We start from the raw sequence: 18,500 nt of genomic DNA, 5'->3' as shown, positions 1-18,500 counted from the left end.
GCGCGATAATCGGATGCATCTATCGTCCAGAACCAATTCAAATAGCGCCCATGCGCTAGCGATTCGGCCAACCCAAGCGAAGTGGGTTACCGGCCCCTGTGATTTCTCAAAGGATTCTATGAGATCGCTAATATTATCAGCCACGGGCGTAACCCAATGAGTAAGGTGGAAGACGATAACTGTCTAAGAATTGAAGAAGAGACGCTAAAGCGTCTTCTCTCCACTCCGCCGCAGCCTAAGCCAAAGAAGGACGCAAGCGCGAGTCCTAAGAAGCGAGGCCGTCCTAAGTTGGGCTCCAAGAGGAATAAGTTGGATTAAATTTTGGCTCGTGCGATCTATCATTCTCCAGCCGACAAAACATGGATTGGGGATGATGGAAGAGAAGAGAACAACCCGCAACTGGGAAGACCCGCCGTCCACTTTTTCTAATTTTTTCACTGTCGCAGCTTCTCCGGCTATTGTGAGAGTCTCATTCGGGGAGGCGTTTGGATCACCTGAAACCGCTAAATATCGATTGGCTGTCTCAATGATCCCTGAGGATGCAGAAGCTCTTGCAAAATCGATTTTGGACACGATTGAGAAGGACAAAAAGGCCAGATCATCATCTGCGATGAATGGTAAGGCTGGCGATGCGTAGCGTGCCGTCTAAGAGTGGTGGCGGCGGTCACGGCCAACTTACAGTTTCGCAATCGACCAATTTGCCAAGCGCCCAACTTGGACGTGCTCCGACTATCGAGCATGTCGAGCCAGCTCCAATACGGTTGCATCAGCTCACCGAGGAAAAGCTTTCCATGTTAGCGACGCTGCCCCGTAAAAAATGGGATGAGTTCACATATGCAGCACTGACTGGGTTCATCGCAGCTTTGCCAAGTGCGATTGAGGCTGTCTATAACGCTGCTCAGCGGTCAGAATTTTCAGTCCATGCGTTCGAATTGGTTCAGGTCCTAATAGCCGCTGGTTTTTTTGTTTGGTTCATGGTGAAGGTGTACGGCGGCAGTAGTGAGCAGACGGCCGCCGAGCTTCTTAAGGAGTTGTGCGGGAAAGAAGACGCTTAGCTTATTTTATTGCTTCTATTGCGTTTTCTCCAACGCTTAAACCGCGTCGCTTTCTGCTTAATCGTTTTCGGCTCAACGAGGCTGGTTATACATTAACCGTTTGCCTTCCGCGCCTTTCAGCGCTTTTGCAGCGCGTTCCGTGTCTTCCACACCAAGGCCCGTGCGATTATTATAGCGGAAGTCAAATTCCGCGAGATAGCGATGCAGGTGCGCCTCGCTGACCGAATGATAGGTCCCTGTAATCCCGCGCTTAAGGGTCGAAAAGAAGCTTTCCGCCGTGTTGCAATGGGCATAGCCGCCGAGACGTGCATACTCATTGGCGCTGTGATTGACCGTATGATGGTTGGCAAATTCCTCGCCGATCTTGGGGTAGATTAGGCTTTCGTCGGTCATCAGCGAGCTAGCGCGATTAGCGTTGGTCACGATGATCGGGCGCACGGTCTTTGCGGTCACGTTGGCGACGTGGAAAGACTTGGCGCGGCCATCGCGTTCGATGAGCGTCACAACGGCTTTCTTTGGCGCAGGCTCTTTGAAGGCGCGGTTCTTGGCCTTTCCCCCGACATAGCTTTCGTCGGCTTCGACAACCTTGTTCGCGCCGCCAAGCCCGCCAGTGGCCTTGTGGCTATCATCGGTCATGGCCTCGCGAATGCGATGCGCCAGAAACCACGCGGTCCGGTAGGAGCCGAGTCCGAGGTTGCGCATCAGTTGATGCGCCGAAATGCCTTTCTTGCTTGATGCCATCAGATGGATGGCGAGTAGCCACTTATGCAACGGGACGTGAGAGCGCTCCATGATCGTGCCAGTGCGGCAGGTGAACTTGTCGCGGCAATCGTTGCACAGGAACATGCCGGCCTGCGTCTTGCCTTCCATGCGGCGGACTTTGACCGATCCGCAATGCGGGCAGGTCACGCCATCAGGCCAGCGCGAGGCTTCGATATGCTCGCGGGCGGCGTCTTCGTCATGGAAGCGAGGGGCGGAAAGATTGGTCATCGGTGCTAACTCCAATAACCAAGTTATCGCTTATGCTGCTTGCTAAGTCAAGTGCATAATCGCCGGTTGACGACGCACACGAAACAGCTAAGCTTCAAAAGTAAAAAATGTAATTGCAGGGTGCCAGCTAGATTACCTGCGTGTGAACGACGAGACGACGCAGGATTATTCGGAGTTTGCTGGACTGAATAGCGCAATGTGAGCTGAAACGGATGCTAATTGAAGGTCCACACCACGTCCTTATTCTACCGGGCATCGTTATCGTTCTTTTTAGCGGGCTAAACCTGCGACGATATTTTGCGTGGCGGCGATCGGAGGCGACAGTCGTCGACGTCAAGCCGACAATTGGCGAATTCATTGGGGACAGGGTGAAAGTGGAATATGATTTTGATCAGCTGCACTATGTCAGCAATGTCGGATTTGGCTTTTGCCAAAACAGCAGAGACGTCAAGGTAAATGATAAAGTAGAAATATTGGTTAACCCGATAAACGCCAACGATTGCATGCTCTATGATCTACAAGCGAGCCTCTTCTCGCTAATTATAGGGGCGGTTATGATTATAGTTTCACGAGTGTAATTAAGCTTCGTTTGGCGTGGCCGCTGGAGACGGCGACGATCGCCGTCTCCAGCGCATGCATAACCAAGCCCAGATAGCGAGCCCGGCCACTACCCCTCGTAATAATCGCGCACCAGCCGGTCGAGCAGCCGCACGCCCCACCCGGCGCCCCAGCTCTGGTTGGTGTCGCTCATCGGCGAGCCCATGCCGGTGCCCGCGATGTCGAGATGCGCCCAGGGCGTCTTGCCGACGAAACGCTGCAGGAAATGCGCCGCGGTGATCGAGCCGGCATGGCGGCCGCCGGTGTTCTTCATATCGGCGAACTTCGAGTCGATCAGCTTGTCGTAAGCGGGACCCATCGGCAGGCGCCACAGCTTCTCGCCGATGTGGTTCCCGGATTTGGTCAGGCGATCGGCAAGCTCGTCATTGTTCGAGAACAACCCGCCATATTCCTGTCCCAGGGCGACGAGAATGGCGCCGGTGAGCGTCGCCAGATCTATGACCGCGGCAGGCTTATGGTTCTCGATGACGTAAGTCAGCGCGTCGGCGAGGACGAGCCGACCTTCGGCGTCGGTGTTCACGATCTCGATCGTTTGACCCGACATGGATTTGACGATGTCGCCCGGCCGCTGAGCCTTGCCGTCCGGCATGTTCTCGACGAGGCCGAGCACGCCGACGACATTGGCCTTCGCCTTGCGGGCGGCGATCGCGTACATGGCCCCGGTCACGGCGGCGGCGCCGGCCATGTCGCCCTTCATGTCCTCCATCGATGCGGCGGGCTTGATGGAAATGCCGCCGGAGTCGAAAACGACGCCCTTGCCGACGAAGGCGATCGGCGCCGCGCCCTCGGCGCCGCCGCTCCAGCGCAGCACGACGAGCCGGATCCCCGCCTCGGACCCCTGCCCAACGCCGAGCAGCGCCCGCATCCCGAGTGCTGACATCGCCTTCTCGTCGAGGACCTCGACCTCGACGCCAAGCTTCATCAGCTCCGACGCGCGGCGGGCGAATTCCGGCGGAGTCAGGACGTTCGCCGGCTCATTGACGAGAGTTCTTGCGAGCATGACGGCTTCCGCCAAATGGCCGCCATCCGACATCGCGGCGCTATGGCTGTCGGGATCGGCCAGGGCGACGACGACCTCCATCGGTCCTTCGCGCTCGGCCTCGTCCTTCTTCTTTGTCTTGTAATGGTCGAATTTGTAGGCGCGCAGCCAGCCGCCGAGCGCGAATTGGCCGACCGAGTCGTGAGCGGCGGAAACCCCTTCCGGCAGATCGAACAGCACGACCGCCCGCGCCCCCGGACCCATTTTCGCCGCGGTTTGTCCGCCAAGCGCGAAGAAGTCCTCGAAGGGCTTGGCGGCTTCGCCGCCCTCTGCCCCGGTCTCGTCCCCGGCGCCGACGCCCATCAGGATCACTCTGCTGGCGGGCGCGCCGGGCGCCGCCAGAATCTCGAGCGACGTTCCCGACTTGCCCTTGAATTTCGCCGCTGCGGCGGCGCGCGAAAGATGCGCGGCCGCATCCTTGAGCACGCTGGCGGCGCGCTCGCCCATGGCGAGATCGCGGCCCACGAAAACGACGAGCGTTCGCGGATGCCCGGCGTCCTCGGGCTGGCGCAGCAGCGCTTCGGCGGCGTCGAATGGCTGGAGTTCATATTTGGCGTTGACGAGCATCAGGGCCTCTTGCCTCCTCCGCCGAAGCGGAAGCCGTTCCGGCGCGAATGCGTCGGTTTTTGAGAAAGTTAGCGCCGGCGGCGCGCCAGACGCGCGATTTGACGGGAGCGGCCCGTAATATCTTCCGACGGGCGGCGGCGGTCAATCGCGGCTCCGGTCAATTTTTGAACTATTCCAGATTCTCGTCCCGCCGCGGAATCGCCGCGATCTTTACGCAGAAATCCGACGTGGCGCAAAAGCAACGCTCGCGAATTGAATATGTCGGTGCGGCTCAGAGGAGCCGCGCAACGCTTGCGCGCAAAGATGCGAGCGTCTAGCGATCGTTGACAGGGCCTTAACTGCTCCCGCCTGGGGCGGCGCGCCAAAACACAGAGGAGGACAGCCGCTGCCATGATCGGGGCGACGATCACGCGCTATTTTGCGCTGCGGTTTATGCGCACGATTCTGGCGATCTTTTTTACGATTTTCTGCCTGATGTTCGTCGTGGTTTTCGTCGAGATGCTGCGGCGCGCCAGCGACAATCCGCAGGCCGGCGCGGCGACCGTCGCGCTGATGACGGCGATGCGGGTTCCGGCGGCCGCCGAGATGATTCTGCCCTTCGCCGTTCTCTTCGGATCGATGGCGACCTTCGTTGACCTAACCAGGAAGCTCGAATTAATCGTCGCCCGCGCCGCCGGCATGTCGGTTTGGCAGTTCATTGCGCCGCCGGCGCTCACCGCCCTGCTCATCGGGGTTGTGTCGGTGGCGATTTACAACCCACTCTCGGCTTCGATGAAACAGCGCTCAGAACAAATGGAGTGGGATCTTTTCGGCGTGCCCGGCAGTTTGCGCATCGACCACGGCGTTTGGCTGCGCCAGCACGGCGTCGACGGCCTCGCCATCATGCACGCCATGAACTCCTCGAATGGCGGCTCGGAGCTCGCGGGGGTCAGCGTCAACATTTACGCGGCGCGCGGCGGCTTCCTGGAGCGGGTCGAAGCGCATCACGCGCGACTCGAGCCCGGAGTCTGGGTGCTCGAAAACGCGCAGGTCAGCCTGCCCGGAGAGCCGGCGCGCAGCGTCGGTTCTTACATGCTGGCCACCGACCTGACGCCCGAGCAGGTGGCGGCGGCGACGACGCCGCCACAAGGCACGCCGTTCTGGTCGCTGCCGGAAATGACGGCGCGCACCGCCGAAGCAGGTCTCGACGCGACCGGCTATCGGCTGCAGTTTCAGACGCTTCTTGCGCGACCGCTGCTGCTCGTCGCGATGGTTCTCGTCGCCGCTTCCTTTTCATTAAGATTCTTTCGATTTGGCGGGGTCGCAAAAGCCCTTTCGGGTGGCGTGGCCGCAGGCTTCGTGCTTTACATCGTTACTAAAGTCCTCTCGGATCTCGGCGGCGCAGGCATGATCAGCCCTGTAGTGGCCGCATGGTCGCCTGCGCTTGTCGGGAGCATGTTGGGCACGGTCATTTTGCTCTATTCGGAGGACGGCTGATGGCGCTCACCAGCTCCTCCCGGCGCCTATCCATTCTTGCGGCTGCGCTCGCGCTCGCCGAGGCGGCCTTCGCCGCTCACTCCGCCGCTGCGGCGCCGCCGGCCGCGGGCGCCGATGCGCGCATGGTCGTCGAGGCCAAGGAGCTCGTCTACGACGAGAAAAGCAACACCGTCACGGCGCGCGGGGCCGTCCAGATCTATTACAAGGGCCGGCTGCTCGAAGCCGACCGCGTCACCTATGACCGCAACACGTCGCGCGTCTTCGCCGAGGGCCACGCCACGCTGACCGAAACCGACGGCTCAATCGCCAGGGCCGAGCGTTTCGACTTCACGGACGATTTCAAGAACGGGTTCATCGACAGCCTGCAGGTCGACACCGTCAACAACACGCATTTCACCTCGCCGCGCGCCGAGCGGGCCGGCGAGACGACGACCTTCGAAATGGGCACCTACACCGCCTGCGAGGCCTGTCGAGACGATCCCGCAAAGCCGCGCACGTGGTCGGTTCGCGCCAAACGGATCATTCACGACAACGTCGAGAAGATGATCTATTACGAGGATGCGTCCTTCGAACTTCTTGGCGTGCCAATCGCCTATGTGCCGTTCTGGTCGTCGGCTGACCCATCGGTGAAGCGCAAGTCCGGTTTTCTATCGCCGGTTTTCATCTATCGCCAGCAGCTCGGCGCCGGCGTGGGCGTGCCGTACTTCTGGGCGATTGCGCCGGATTACGACCTGACCGTAACGCCGATTTATTTTTCCCGGCAGGGCCCGTTCGTCACGGCCGAATTCCGTCAGCGCTTCGACAATGGCGGCTATACGATCCGCGGTCAGGGCACGCATGTGGGAGACACGAGCGCCTTCGCGCAAGCCCCATTCGGCGCCGGCGGCAAGCAGTGGCGCGGCGCCATCCAGTCTATGGGCGAATTCTGGCTCAACGACCGTTGGCGCGCCGGCTGGGACATCACGGCGCTGTCCGATCGCTACTTCCTGCAGGACTACCAGCAATACAACTATCTCCTGCAGAACTATTTCTTCCGCGAAGCGTCATCGACGATCTATCTGACCGGCCAGGGACCGCGCAGCTATTTCGACATGCGCGGCTACTATTTCCAGCTGCTGTCGCCCAATGACGTGCAGGCGCAGCAGCCCGTCGTCCATCCGGTGATCGACTATAACCGCGTCTTCGACATTGATCCTGCGGCGACGGCAGGCGTTGGCGGACAGGTTGAACTCGACGCCAATGTGACGAGCACTTCCGCCAACGTCGCGAACTTCGAGTCCATCCAGCCGCGAACGCTCGACCGCATCTATAGCCTGTACAACGTTTGCCAGATTTACGGGCGGGCTACCGACCCGGCGCAGAGCGGCTGTCTGTTGCGCGGCGTCGGCGGCGATTATCAGCACGCGACGATCAGCGGCGCTTGGAAGCGCAAAATCATCGATCCGGTCGGCGGCGTGTGGACCCCGTTTGCGTTTGCGCGCTTCGTCGGGAGCTATCTCGATTACGACCGGCAAGGCTTGTTCCCGATCTATAATCAGAGTCTGTCGCCGATCCCCAATGCCGCGCAGGGCCAGTTCTTCAACGGCGCCGACAACCGCTTCCGCGGCCAGGCGCTCCCGGGCTTCGGCGCTGAATGGCGCTACCCGATCCTTGCCAGAAGCTTTATCGGCGACATCGTCTTCGAACCGATCGCGCAGGTCGTCGCGCGCCCCAATCAGACTTCGATTCCGTCGCTGGTGAACATCGACGCGCAAAGCCTCGTCTTCGACGATTCGACGCTGTTCGAATGGAGCAAATTCTCCGGCTATGACCGGTTCGAGACAGGCACGCGCCTCAACTATGGCGGTCAGGCCACCCTGTCGTTGCCCAATGGCGGCTTCATCAACGCAATGATCGGCCAGTCGCGCCAGATCGCCGGCGCCAACTCCTATGCGCAGGCTGACGCGGCGAATGTCGGCCTCGATTCCGGCCTCGACTCGCGCGCATCGGACATCGTCGGGCGCTTCGCGTTTGCGCCTTCGTCCGTTCTCAGCCTCACCGCCAAGGGCCGCTTCGACAAGGGGAGCTTGCGCGCGCGACGAGTCGACGTGTTCGCGACAATGAATCTGGATCCGATCTCGCTCCAGCTCCAATACGCGAATTACGCCTCACAGCCGGCGATCGGCTTTGACGTGCGTCGCCAGGGACTCTCCGCGTCCGGAAAATACGACATCACCAAAAACTATTTCCTGACGGGCACCGTCACCTTCGATATGAGCCGCTATCTCTATAACTCCCTCACCAATCCGACGTCCGTCTATTATGCGACGACGCTTACGGGCTCAAATCTCGTCGGCTCGGCGCCCCTCTTCTCGATCGCAACGCTCGGCGGCGGCATCGGCTATCAGGACGAATGCACGACGCTATCGATCAATTATTCGCAGATCTATCAGCCGCAGTCATACACGGGCCTGCCGGCCCGGAGCCAGACGGTAATGGTCACGCTCCAGCTGCGCACCCTGGGCGAAGCGAAGTTCAACTACGGCGTCGGTTCGGTGCTGGTGAACGACGGCGTTCGGGCCAATCAGTCGCGCTAAGCCATTCGCGTGAAATGCCAACCTCGTGAAATGCCAACCTCGTGAAAGGCGCCAACCATACGTCAGGAGGACGCCCGCCGCCCCCTGTGCTAAAAGCGCCGCGACGAAGGGATCCCGACACGAATGCGCTGTCGCGCAAAGGAGAATGCAATGAGCTTTTTTATCTCGCTCGCCGCCGGCGCATGTCTCGCTCTAGCCGCGGCGACGCCGCTCGTCGCGGAGGAGCTTTCGGGCAAGCAGAAGGTCGAGATCGAGAAGGTCGTGCACGACTATCTCCTTTCCAACCCGGAAGTGGTCCGGGAAGCAATTGACGAACTTGGAAAGCGCGAGAAGGTCGCCGCGGCCGCCACACGTGAAAAGGCCGTCGGCCAGCACGGCGCCAAAATCGTGAACTCGCCCAACCAGGCCGTCGTGGGCAATCCGAGCGGCGACGTCACGCTCGTCGAATTCTTCGACTATAACTGCGGCTACTGCAAGCAGGCGATGGCTTCGGTCGCCAAGTTGATCGAGGCCGATCCCAAGCTGCGGGTGGTGCTCAAGGACTTCCCGATTCTGGGGCCCGACTCCGTCGAGGCGGCGCAGATCGCGACCGCTGCACGCATGCAGCTCGACAGCCAGAAGTTCTGGGATTTCCATCGCAAGCTGCTCTCGACTCGCGGCCACATCGGCAAGCAGCAGGCGCTGGCGGCGGCGAAGGAGGTGGGCGCCGATATGCCCCGTCTCGAGAAGGACATGTCGAGCGCGGAGACAAAGGCCGCGCTGAAGGAAGTCGCTACGCTGGCCGATGAGCTGCGGTTCGATGGAACGCCCGCCTGGGTGATCGGCAAAGAGGCGATCATCGGCGGCGTGCCCTACGCGCAACTGAAAGCCAAGATCGAAAACATGCGCAAATGCGGCAAGACCGCCTGCTAGCGCGGCGGCGGGCTTTCTTTGCGGCGACAACACGGCTAAGACAGACAGCCTGTCGCCTTTGAGATTTTTCGGGGAACGTTTTCGGAAGCGCTATGTCAGCCGTCCACGTGCTTAACGGTCCCAATCTCAATCTTCTCGGCAAGCGGGAGCCCGCGATATACGGAACGGCGTCGCTCGACGATATCCGCGCGACGCTGGAGAAGCGTTGCGCCGAACGCGGCGTATCGCTGGTGTTCCGGCAGTCCAACCACGAGGGCGATCTCGTCGACTGGATCCAGGAAGCCGCAAGTGCGGGCGCGCCGGTCATTTTGAACGCCGGCGCGCTGACGCACACATCCATCGCGCTCTATGATGCGATCAAGGGCGCGGAAGCTGTCGTCATCGAAGTGCATCTGTCCAATGTGCACGCACGCGAAAGCTTTCGGAGCCATTCCTTCATCTCGCCCGCGGCGCGCGGCGTGATCGCGGGATTCGGCCCGCTCTCCTACATTCTCGCCCTTGACGCTGTCTTTGAAAACGAACTGAGAAAGAGCTGAGACACTTATGGCGCGCAAAGCTCAACCGCCTCGCACCGCTTCCTCCCGCAAACCGGCGTCGGTCAAAGCGCCCGCGCCCGCCATCGACGCGGATCTGCTGCGCACGATTGCGGAACTCGTCGCAAACAGCAATTTGACCGAATTTGAGGTGGAGAAGGGCGATTTGCGTATCCGCGCGGCGCGCGCGCCCGCCGCAGCAATCGCGAGCGTGGGCGCCGCGCCGCCGGTGCAGCCCCTGCCGCCGCCGCCGATGGCAAAGCCGGCCACGTCCCCCACTCCCGTCACGGAGCCCGCCGAATACCTGGACGCGGTGAAGTCGCCGATGGTCGGCACCGCCTACCTTCGGCCGAATCCCGACGCAAAGCCCTTCGTCGAGATCGGCGCGCGCGTTTCGCTCGGCGACAAGCTTTTGCTGATCGAAGCGATGAAGACCTTCAACGACATCGTCGCCACCAAATCCGGCGTTGTGACGGCCATACTGGTCGAGGACGGCCAGCCCGTGGAATACGGCGAACCTCTCCTCGTGATCGAGTAGGCGGCGGTAAGAGATGTTCGACAAGATCCTTATCGCCAACCGCGGCGAAATCGCGCTGCGCATCCTGCGCGCAGCCAAGGAATTAGGCGTCGCGACAGTCGCCGTGCATTCGACCGCCGACGCCGACGCCATGCATGTCAAGCTCGCCGACGAGTCCGTCTGCATCGGGCCGGCGCCCGCCCGCGATTCCTATCTCAATATTCCCGCCCTGCTCTCCGCCTGCGAAATCACCGGTGCCGACGCCGTGCATCCGGGCTACGGATTCCTTTCGGAGAACGCGCGCTTCGCCGAGATTCTCGAAGAACATAACATCACCTTCATCGGCCCGAAATCCGAGCACATCCGCCTGATGGGCGACAAGATCGAAGCCAAGGCGACAGCAAAGAAGCTCGGCATTCCCTGCGTGCCTGGCTCAGACGGGCCGATCCTGAGCGAAAAGGAAGCGCTGAAGATCGCCGAGAGGATCGGCTTTCCCGTTCTGGTGAAGGCGGCGTCCGGCGGCGGCGGCCGCGGCATGAAGGTCGCGCGCGACGCGTATGACCTTCCCATCGCCATCGCCACCGCGCGCACCGAAGCAAAGGCCGCGTTCGGCGACGATACGGTCTACATCGAGAAATTTCTCGAAAAACCGCGCCATATCGAGTTTCAGATTTTCGGCGACGGCAAGGGCCAGGCGGTTCACCTCGGCGAGCGCGACTGTTCGCTCCAGCGCCGACACCAGAAGATCTGGGAAGAAAGCCCCTCGCCCGCGCTCAACGACGCCCAGCGTATGGAGATCGGCGAGATCTGCTCGCGCGCCATGCGAGACATGCAATACGCCGGCGCCGGCACGATCGAGTTTCTCTACGAGAACGGCGAATTCTATTTCATCGAGATGAATACGCGCATTCAGGTCGAGCATCCGGTGACGGAGGCGATCACCGGCGTCGATCTCGTCTGCGAACAGATCCGGGTCGCGGCGGGCTCGCCGCTCTCCCTGCGACAGGAAGACATGTGGTTCTACGGCCACGCCATCGAATGCCGCGTAAACGCCGAGCACCCCACGAGCTTCAGGCCCTCGCCCGGGCGCATCGCTTATTACCACCCGCCCGGCGGCGTCGGGGTTCGCGTCGATTCAGCGGTCTATCAGGGCTATACGATCCCCTCCAACTACGACTCGCTCATCGGAAAGCTGATCGTTCACGGGCGTAACCGAACGGAAGCGCTGATGCGCCTGCGCCGCGCGCTCGACGAATTTATCGTCGACGGCATCGATACGACGCTTCCGCTGTTTCGCACGCTCGTGCGCAACGCCGACGTCCAAAACGGAATTTACGACATTCATTGGCTGGAGCATTTTTTGGCGACGGGCGGCATCGAGCCCGATTTTTAGAGCGAAGGGTGGAAAGAAGATGAATCGATCCTCGGTCATCGTCGCGGTGGTTCTGGCGGCAGCTGCGCCGCTCTCATCCGCCTACGCAAAAACCCCTGTGCGCGGTCCCTTCGTCTTCACATGTTCGGGCGATCCCAACGCCGCTCTGACGGTCACTTTCCTTGGCGCAAACGCCAATCGCGCCAAACTTGCCTTTAAAGGCGAGACCGTGTTGGCCAAACAGGCGATGGCGGCGAGCGGGGCGCGCTACGTCGCCAAGAATATCGAGTTCTGGAACAAGGGCGACGACGCCATGGTCGAGTGGCGCGGCGAGAAGCTCAACTGCACGACGCGCAATTAATTCGACTTTCTTTAAAGAAACTCGCCGCCTGAGGGTGGCGCGGCGTTCTCGCGCCGCTATCCTTGACTATATGTCGCGCCTCAACGCCCCCTATGCAATCACCCCGCATCTTCTGCTCCGCGCCTATTCCATCGGGCTTTTCCCGATGGCCGAGAGCGCCGACGACGACCAGCTTTATTGGGTCGATCCGGAGCGGCGCGCGATTTTTCCCCTCGACGACTTCGTCGTGTCGCGCTCCCTGGCCAAGACCGTGAGGTCCGATCGTTTCGAGGTTGTCGTCGATCGCGATTTTGACGCGGTGATCGACGCCTGCGCCGCTCCCGCGTTTCGACGTGAGCGGACCTGGATCAACGCCGAAATCCATCGGCTTTATCGCGAGTTGTTCGACATTGGCTTCGCGCATACGGTCGAATGCCGCCTTGATGGGCGTCTTGTCGGCGGGCTCTACGGCGTCGCTCTTGGGAGCGCCTTTTTCGGCGAGAGCATGTTCCATCTGGAGCGCGACGCCTCAAAGGTCGCGCTTGTCCACCTGATCGGGCGGTTACGGGCGGGCGGCTTCCAGCTGCTCGACACGCAATTCATTACGCCGCATCTCGCCTCGCTCGGCGCGATCGAGGTTTCGCGCGAGGAATATCATCGCGCGCTCGAACGGGCGCTCCCAGAAAAGGCCAACTTCAGCGTCTGGCCCAAGACCGCTCCCGTGAGCGGCGTTCAGGCGCTGGCCGCGCTTGCCGACTAGAAGGGGAAAAGCGGGTTGTTGGCCGGAGGCGCCGCAGCGGGGTTGGCCTGTTCGGCGCGCCGCCGCTTCTTCTTGCGCCCGCCCGTCGGCGAGGCGGCAGGATCTTCCGCTGGCGCGGGCGCCGCCTCAGGCTCGACGGGCGCCGGGGCCGCCTGATCGGCGGGCCCTATGGGCTGGTTTTCCATCGGCGGCGGCGTCGTCGGCTCGACTCTGCGCGAGCGGCGCTTCTTACCACTGGCCCCTTCTGACGGGGCCGTCGCCTCGGCCTCGGCAGGCGGAGCCGCCGGCGCGGCCGCCTCAGCGGGCGGCGCGATCGTCTCCTTGCCGCCTTTGCAGTCGACCAGCCAGACGTCATAGACGGGATGCTCGACCCCGTGGAGACCGGGGCTTGCAGCGAACATCCAGCCCGAGAAGATGCGCTTCGCCTCTTGTTTGGCGTCGGTCTTGACCGTTTCGGGCTTGGGGTCGCCCCGGCGTTCCGGCTTGAGGATGAGTTCGTCCACCTCGACGAAGCTCGTCGTTTGCGGCGTTTCGGTTTGCGGTCGCGTGTTGCATACGCGCGGCGTCACCTGAAGGGCGCCGAACTGCACGGTTTCGTCGATCGCGACGTCGAAATTAATGATGCGGCCAGTGGTCTTGTCGAGGCCGGCGAAGATCGCGGTCGGATGGCGGATCGGCTCGGCGGACGCTGCGACCGCAAAAAAAGCCCACGCGCCGACAGCCGCTGGCGCCAAGGATAAGGGCAACTTCATCCGATCACCGCAGGATTCTCCGCCAGCTCCAAAAACAAGCCGGGGACGAAAGCAGGCAAGAAAGGCCTTTCCAAGGAGAGCGCCGCTCAGCCTTCGGGCCGCCAGGGGGCGTAGTCGCCGCCGGCGGGCGGCCTCTCGCCCAGCGCGAGCTGAGAGCCCGGCGGCCGATAGGCCTGCGGCGTTCCGGTCAAATTGGCCTGGTGCGGAAGCTCCCAGGAGCGCGGCCGATAGGTCTCGTCGGTCGGCGGCGTATCCACCGTATGATGCAGCCAGCCGTACCATCCGGGAGGCGTCGCCGAACCCTCGCAATAGCCGTTGTAGATCACCCAGCGCCGTTCAAACCCGAGCGCCGGATCGATCTTGCCGCCGCGCCGACGGTAATAGACGTTGCCGAATTCATCTTCGCCGACGCGCTCGCCGTAAAGCAGCGTCCACAGGCCGGTGCTGAGCGTGGCGCGGTTCCACCAGGTGAAGAAGCGAACGATATAGGACATGTAGCTGCGTCCTCGAATTTCGTGGCCCCTTATTGCGTCTGATGGCGCCAATGTCCAGCCTGGCCGCAGCCCCGCGACGATTCGGATTCGAAGCCGCTCGCGCTTCCGCTTGCGACGCCCTCAGACGGAGGATTGCATGTCCGCAACACTTTCGACCCAATGCTGTGTCGTCGGCGGCGGCCCTGCCGGGCTCATGGCCGGATTTCTGCTCGCGCGCGCCGGCGTCGATGTGATCGTCCTCGAAAAACACGCCGATTTTCTGCGCGATTTTCGGGGCGACACGATTCACCCATCGACGCTGCGCATCATGGACGAGCTCGGCCTGCTTGATGAATTCCTGCGGCTTCCGCACCACAAGGCCTACGCGCTTTCGGCTTGGATCGGCGAGCGTCAATACAAGGTCGCCGACTTTTCGAGCCTCCCCGGCAAAGGCAATTTCATCGCCTTCATGCCGCAATGGGATTTTCTCGACTTTATCGCCGAACATGCGCGCGCGCTGCCCAACTTCCGCCTTCTGATGAAGACTGCCGGCGAGCGCCTCTTGTTCGACGGCGATCGCGTCCGCGGCATTTCGGCGATTGGGCCGGAAGGAGAGCTGAACATCGAGGCCAAGCTCGTCATCGCCGCCGATGGGCGCGGTTCGCATATGCGCGACGACGCCAGGCTCCCCGTCGAGGATTTCGGCGCGCCGATGGACGTGCTGTGGTTCAAGCTGCCGCGCAAGGAGAGCGATCCCGACGAAAGCTTCGGCCGAATCGCGCCGGGGCGCATGCTGGCGATGATCGACCGCGGCTCCTACTGGCAGTGCGGCTGCGTCATCCCCAAGGGCGACGCCGAAAAATTGCGCGAGAAAGGCATCGAGACGTTTCGTGATTCGATCGCCGGCTTAACGCCCTTCCTTGCCGATCGCGTCAGCGTGCTCAAGGATTGGAGCGACGTGAGCCTGCTGACCGTTCAGGTCAATCGGCTCAAGATGTGGAGCCGCCCCGGATTGCTGTGCATCGGCGACGCCGCGCACGCCATGTCGCCGGTTGGCGGAGTCGGCGTGAACCTGGCGATCCAGGACGCCGTCGCCGCCGCCAATCTCCTTTCCGCGAAGCTGCGCGACGATGCGCTAAGCGATGAGGACGTGCGCGCCGTGCAGCGCCGGCGGGAGTTTCCGACCCGCGTGACGCAGGCCATTCAGCTTGCCATCCAAAATCGCGTGGTGCGTAGCGTGCTCTCCGCGGAGAAGCCCTTCGATGCGCCGCTGGCGCTGCGACTCCTCAACGCCATACCGTTGCTGCGCCGACTGCCGGCGCGACTCATCGGGCTTGGCGTGCGGCCCGAGCATATTGAAACGTGACCGCGATGCCAATTCCGCCTGATCCATCGGGCATGTCATTCCCGGCGGGCCGAAGGCCTGACCGGGAATCTAGAGCCGATCCAAGAATGCTGGCTTTACTCTGGATTCCCGATCGCGCTTCGCGCGTCGGGAATGACATCCTAACCGTTCAAACGAATGCTGTATGGCTGCGAGATCACTCGGCTTCGCGAATAAAGGCGCCGAAAGCGCGCGGGCCGTCGCCGGTCTCCGCTTTTCCCAGAACTTTCAGCGTCTGCGCGTCGACCGCCCAGAGCTCGTTCGAGAACCAATTGGCGACATAGACTCGCGCGCCGTCGCCGCTGACCGAGAGGCCTTCCGGATATTCGCCGACCTTTATCGTTTCGAGCGGCGCCAAGCTTTCAGCGTCGAAAACGCTGACGCTGTCGCCATGCTGATTGGCGACGAAGACGCGGCCCTTGGCGAGCGCCACCGTATAAGGCCGGCTGCCGCATTTGAGCGTCGCGACGACTTTGCGGGAAGCGAGGTCGACGACGCTGACATCGTCGGATTCCACATTGGCCGAATAGGCGCGCGCGCTGGAAGCGTCGATCGTCACGCCGAAAGGATGCTTGCCGACCGGTATGGTCGCGGCGCGCGAAAACGTCGCCGCGTCGATGAGCGACAGCGCATTGTCGTCGCGGTCGGCGACGATGATCGTCTTGCCGTCTGGCGCGACGGCGACGCCCGACGCCATTGCGCCGACGCCGACGCTGCGCTGCGCGCCGCCTGCGAGAACAATCTCGACGAGGCGCCGGCCATAGAGATCGGCGACATAGACCCGATTGCCGTCGGGGCTCGCGGCGACGCCGAGCGGCCCGCCTTCGACCGGAATGCGCTTTTCGATCGTGCGGCTCGCCGCGTCGATGACGGTGAGAAACTTGCCTTCGGGGCTGGTGATGAAGGCGCGCGCGCCGTCGCGCGACACCGCTACTCCCGCCGGCTTGCCGCCGATGGGCAGCGTCGCGACGGTCTGCATCTTGGAAAGATCGACGATCGAGAGGGCGTCGGCGCCTTGCGCGGTGACGAAGGCCTCGTCGGCGAGGGCGGGCGCGGCAAGAACGGCGATGGAGAGAAACACTCTCGCCGTCATGGCCGGGCTTGTCCCGGCCATCCACGCGCGCGCAAAGCGCTTGGACGCTTTTCCTTCGACGCATCGCATCGTCTTGGCGTGGATGCCCGCGACAAGCGCGGGCATGACGGATTGAAGCCTCACTTCGCTTCCACCTTCGTCTTCAACGCCGCAAGAAAAGCGCGCTGCAGCCCCGTCACCGCGGCGATGGCGACGTCGTCGTTCAATTCCGGCGGCGGGTCGTTGTTGGGATAGCCGCGGTAGAAGCGCGCCTTCCATTCGACCTGCGTCTTGCCGTCTTCTGCGGGCCGCAGCGAAATCAGCGCGGTGTAATTCGTCGCCGGCAGCCGCTTCACATCATCGCCTTCGCGATGCACGCCAAGCATCATCCGCTCGGCGTCGCGCTTGGTCAGCAACTCCTCAACGACGCCGCCGTCGGCCATGATCAGCCTGCGCCGCGCCTGATCGGGAACATCATCGCCCGACGCTTCGACGCGGGCGACGCCCGGCAGCCAGTCGGCGTGAGCGAAGTCAGCGACGACCGCCCAGACTTTGCCTGGCGGCGCATCCACGATCGTCGTCTCGACGACTTTCAGCGGCGAAGCGCCATGCGCCGCGAATGCGATGACCGGGGAAAAAGCGGCGAGCCCCGCCGCGGCGCCAAGGATGAGCCGGCGCGTTGCGGCGATATCGACCCAGCGCGATCGGGTGAAGGGCTTCCTCATCCTGAGGAGCGTGCGCAGCACGCGTCTCGAAGGACGAGGAAGCCCGCTTTCGCGTGTGTTTTCCTCACCCGATTCCCCTGGATATCGACCGGCGCAATGTTGACCGACGCTTTGCGCATGGCGCGGCGCTTACTTGCTCTCCGCCTTGGCCTTCAATGCGGCGAGACCGGATTTGTAAATATCGCTCACCGCCTTCACTCCCGCCTCGTCGGAAAGTTCCGGCGGCGGATCATTGTTCATGAAGCCGCGATAGAACGCGCCCTTCCATTCGACGACGCTCTTGCCGCCGTCTTCCTTCACGCTGATCGTCGAAGCGTAGTTATTGACCGGCAGCACTTTCACGTCGACGGCGTCGATCTTGTAGCTCAGCGATTTGCCGTCGGCGTCATATTTGGTCAGCGACTCCTCGATCACGCCGCCATTCTTGAGGGTCAGCTTGCGCGTGGCGCCGGCGGCGTTGCCGCCCGTCCCTTCCGTCTTGGCGACGGCGGGATGCCAGTTCAGATCCTGGAAATTGCCGACGATCTCCCAAACCTTCGCGGCGGGGGCGTTAATTTCGATCTTTTCGACGACCTTCTGGCGCGACGGGCCGTGGGCCAGCGCTGGCCCGGCAGCGAGCAGCCCGGCGGAAAAAAGCGACAGGGCCGCAACGACACATGCGCGGCGCGCAAGCACAAACGTCATTAGGATCTCCCAGAAAGCCTGAACTGGCCGCCAACGTGGGCGGGCACGCGCACATAACGGCGCCCAAAGCGGCGGCGTCAAGAGTAGCGAAGAACTCGACCGCGGAGGAAGTCGTCAGGTCGACTATGGCCACAAAGGTCTTGCGCGCCACTTGCGCCCAAACCCGTTACCATCCATATACCATCCAGACAGATGGTGAGAGGATGGCCATGGCGGACCTGCACAAATTACGGGAAAGGCCGCCGGAGGCTGAGAAAATCACGATCAATGTCGGATATGTCGATCTCGGCCATATTGATCTCTTGGTGCGCGAAGGCTTCTACTCCAACCGCACCGACTTCATCCGCACCGCGATCCGCAACCAGCTCGGCGCGCATGCGGACGCGGTCAAACAATCCATCGTGCGGAATACGCTGGAACTCGGCTTGCGCCACTACAGCCGCGAAGACCTTGAGGCGGTGAAGGCCGCCGGCCGAAGATTGCGCATCCATGTCCTGGGACTGGCGTCCATCGCCGAAGACGTCACGCCGGAACTCGCGCGCGAGACCGTCGAATCCATCACCGTGCTCGGCGCGCTGCAAGCGAGCAAGTCCGTCAAGGCGGCGCTCCAGGACCGCATCAGTTGAACTTTTCTCCCTACTGTGAGGCGTAGACA

19 protein-coding genes are annotated in these 18,500 nt (G+C 62.1%); 12 read left to right on the top strand and 7 right to left on the bottom strand.

The window, feature by feature from the left end:
* The first annotated feature begins 370 nt into the window (after positions 1 to 370).
* Both HUN39_RS13180 and HUN39_RS13175 read left to right on the top strand, forming a co-directional pair.
* Positions 371 to 637, top strand: a complete 267-nt coding sequence (locus HUN39_RS13180; protein ID WP_175094961.1) for a hypothetical protein — start codon at positions 371 to 373, stop codon at positions 635 to 637.
* Entirely contained in the window at positions 630 to 1,055 is a 426-nt protein-coding gene (locus tag HUN39_RS13175) for a hypothetical protein (protein WP_175094960.1), read from the top strand. The genes HUN39_RS13180 and HUN39_RS13175 overlap by 8 nt, the downstream gene beginning before the upstream one ends.
* A 72-nt stretch (positions 1,056 to 1,127) precedes the next feature.
* On the opposite strand, the gene HUN39_RS13170 is transcribed toward HUN39_RS13175, so the two are convergent.
* Both HUN39_RS13170 and HUN39_RS13165 read right to left on the bottom strand, forming a co-directional pair.
* Positions 1,128 to 2,045: an IS1595 family transposase gene (locus HUN39_RS13170; protein WP_175094959.1), complete on the bottom strand. Its 918-nt coding sequence runs from the start codon at positions 2,043 to 2,045 to the stop codon at positions 1,128 to 1,130.
* A 667-nt stretch (positions 2,046 to 2,712) separates the two neighbouring features.
* Positions 2,713 to 4,269, bottom strand: a complete 1,557-nt coding sequence (locus HUN39_RS13165; protein ID WP_175094958.1) for a leucyl aminopeptidase — start codon at positions 4,267 to 4,269, stop codon at positions 2,713 to 2,715.
* 390 nt (positions 4,270 to 4,659) lie between these two features.
* Between HUN39_RS13165 and lptG the strand changes: the two genes are divergently transcribed.
* The 8 genes from lptG to aat all read left to right on the top strand — a co-directional run bounded on the left by lptG (position 4,660) and on the right by aat (position 12,755).
* Positions 4,660 to 5,745: an LPS export ABC transporter permease LptG gene (gene lptG / locus HUN39_RS13160; RefSeq protein WP_175094957.1), complete on the top strand. Its 1,086-nt coding sequence runs from the start codon at positions 4,660 to 4,662 to the stop codon at positions 5,743 to 5,745.
* A complete protein-coding gene (locus HUN39_RS13155; protein WP_175094956.1) occupies positions 5,745 to 8,321 on the top strand; it encodes an LPS-assembly protein LptD in 2,577 nt (858 codons plus the stop codon). Before lptG ends, HUN39_RS13155 begins: the two co-directional genes overlap by 1 nt.
* 150 nt (positions 8,322 to 8,471) lie before the next feature.
* Positions 8,472 to 9,233 (top strand): DsbA family protein, encoded by a 762-nt coding sequence (locus HUN39_RS13150; protein ID WP_232366083.1) that lies wholly within the window; start codon positions 8,472 to 8,474, stop codon positions 9,231 to 9,233.
* A 92-nt stretch (positions 9,234 to 9,325) separates the two neighbouring features.
* Complete coding sequence (gene aroQ, locus HUN39_RS13145) at positions 9,326 to 9,769, top strand: type II 3-dehydroquinate dehydratase (protein WP_175094954.1); 444 nt, start codon at positions 9,326 to 9,328, stop codon at positions 9,767 to 9,769.
* Between the two features lie 7 nt (positions 9,770 to 9,776).
* The gene (gene accB / locus HUN39_RS13140) at positions 9,777 to 10,304 is read left to right on the top strand and encodes an acetyl-CoA carboxylase biotin carboxyl carrier protein (RefSeq protein ID WP_175094953.1); all 528 of its coding nucleotides are present in this window, start codon (positions 9,777 to 9,779) and stop codon (positions 10,302 to 10,304) included.
* Between the two features lie 13 nt (positions 10,305 to 10,317).
* A complete protein-coding gene (gene accC, locus HUN39_RS13135) occupies positions 10,318 to 11,676 on the top strand; it encodes an acetyl-CoA carboxylase biotin carboxylase subunit (RefSeq protein WP_175094952.1) in 1,359 nt (452 codons plus the stop codon).
* 19 nt (positions 11,677 to 11,695) lie between these two features.
* Positions 11,696 to 12,016: an MliC family protein gene (locus HUN39_RS13130; protein ID WP_175094951.1), complete on the top strand. Its 321-nt coding sequence runs from the start codon at positions 11,696 to 11,698 to the stop codon at positions 12,014 to 12,016.
* 70 nt (positions 12,017 to 12,086) lie between these two features.
* Positions 12,087 to 12,755: a leucyl/phenylalanyl-tRNA--protein transferase gene (aat, locus tag HUN39_RS13125; RefSeq protein WP_175094950.1), complete on the top strand. Its 669-nt coding sequence runs from the start codon at positions 12,087 to 12,089 to the stop codon at positions 12,753 to 12,755.
* Here the strand turns inward: aat and HUN39_RS13120 are convergent.
* Both HUN39_RS13120 and HUN39_RS13115 read right to left on the bottom strand, forming a co-directional pair.
* Entirely contained in the window at positions 12,752 to 13,507 is a 756-nt protein-coding gene (locus HUN39_RS13120; RefSeq protein WP_175094949.1) for a DUF2155 domain-containing protein, read from the bottom strand. The two genes, aat and HUN39_RS13120, sit on opposite strands and share 4 nt — an antisense overlap.
* An 86-nt stretch (positions 13,508 to 13,593) precedes the next feature.
* Positions 13,594 to 14,001: an NADH:ubiquinone oxidoreductase subunit NDUFA12 gene (locus HUN39_RS13115; protein ID WP_175094948.1), complete on the bottom strand. Its 408-nt coding sequence runs from the start codon at positions 13,999 to 14,001 to the stop codon at positions 13,594 to 13,596.
* Positions 14,002 to 14,137: 136 nt separating this feature from the next.
* On the opposite strand from HUN39_RS13115, the gene HUN39_RS13110 reads away from it, so the two are divergent.
* Positions 14,138 to 15,346, top strand: coding sequence for an FAD-dependent oxidoreductase (locus HUN39_RS13110; RefSeq protein ID WP_175094947.1), 1,209 nt, complete (start codon positions 14,138 to 14,140; stop codon positions 15,344 to 15,346).
* A 175-nt stretch (positions 15,347 to 15,521) separates the two neighbouring features.
* Here HUN39_RS13110 and HUN39_RS13105 read toward each other — a convergent pair whose 3' ends face one another.
* The 3 genes from HUN39_RS13105 to HUN39_RS13095 all read right to left on the bottom strand — a co-directional run bounded on the left by HUN39_RS13105 (position 15,522) and on the right by HUN39_RS13095 (position 17,845).
* Entirely contained in the window at positions 15,522 to 16,457 is a 936-nt protein-coding gene (locus HUN39_RS13105; protein WP_175094981.1) for a YVTN family beta-propeller repeat protein, read from the bottom strand.
* 119 nt (positions 16,458 to 16,576) lie between these two features.
* Complete coding sequence (locus HUN39_RS13100; protein ID WP_175094946.1) at positions 16,577 to 17,161, bottom strand: SRPBCC family protein; 585 nt, start codon at positions 17,159 to 17,161, stop codon at positions 16,577 to 16,579.
* A 129-nt stretch (positions 17,162 to 17,290) separates the two neighbouring features.
* Positions 17,291 to 17,845, bottom strand: a complete 555-nt coding sequence (locus tag HUN39_RS13095) for an SRPBCC family protein (RefSeq protein ID WP_175094945.1) — start codon at positions 17,843 to 17,845, stop codon at positions 17,291 to 17,293.
* A 209-nt stretch (positions 17,846 to 18,054) separates the two neighbouring features.
* Here HUN39_RS13095 and HUN39_RS13090 point away from each other — a divergent pair, with 209 nt between their 5' ends.
* Complete coding sequence (locus HUN39_RS13090) at positions 18,055 to 18,471, top strand: CopG family transcriptional regulator (RefSeq protein WP_175094944.1); 417 nt, start codon at positions 18,055 to 18,057, stop codon at positions 18,469 to 18,471.
* Positions 18,472 to 18,500: the final 29 nt, after the last annotated feature.

This window comes from Methylocystis silviterrae, from assembly GCF_013350005.1.
Lineage (GTDB): Bacteria > Pseudomonadota > Alphaproteobacteria > Rhizobiales > Beijerinckiaceae > Methylocystis > Methylocystis silviterrae.
Note: the sequence above shows the minus strand (reverse complement) of the source record. Positions and strands in the feature narration are given on the sequence as shown.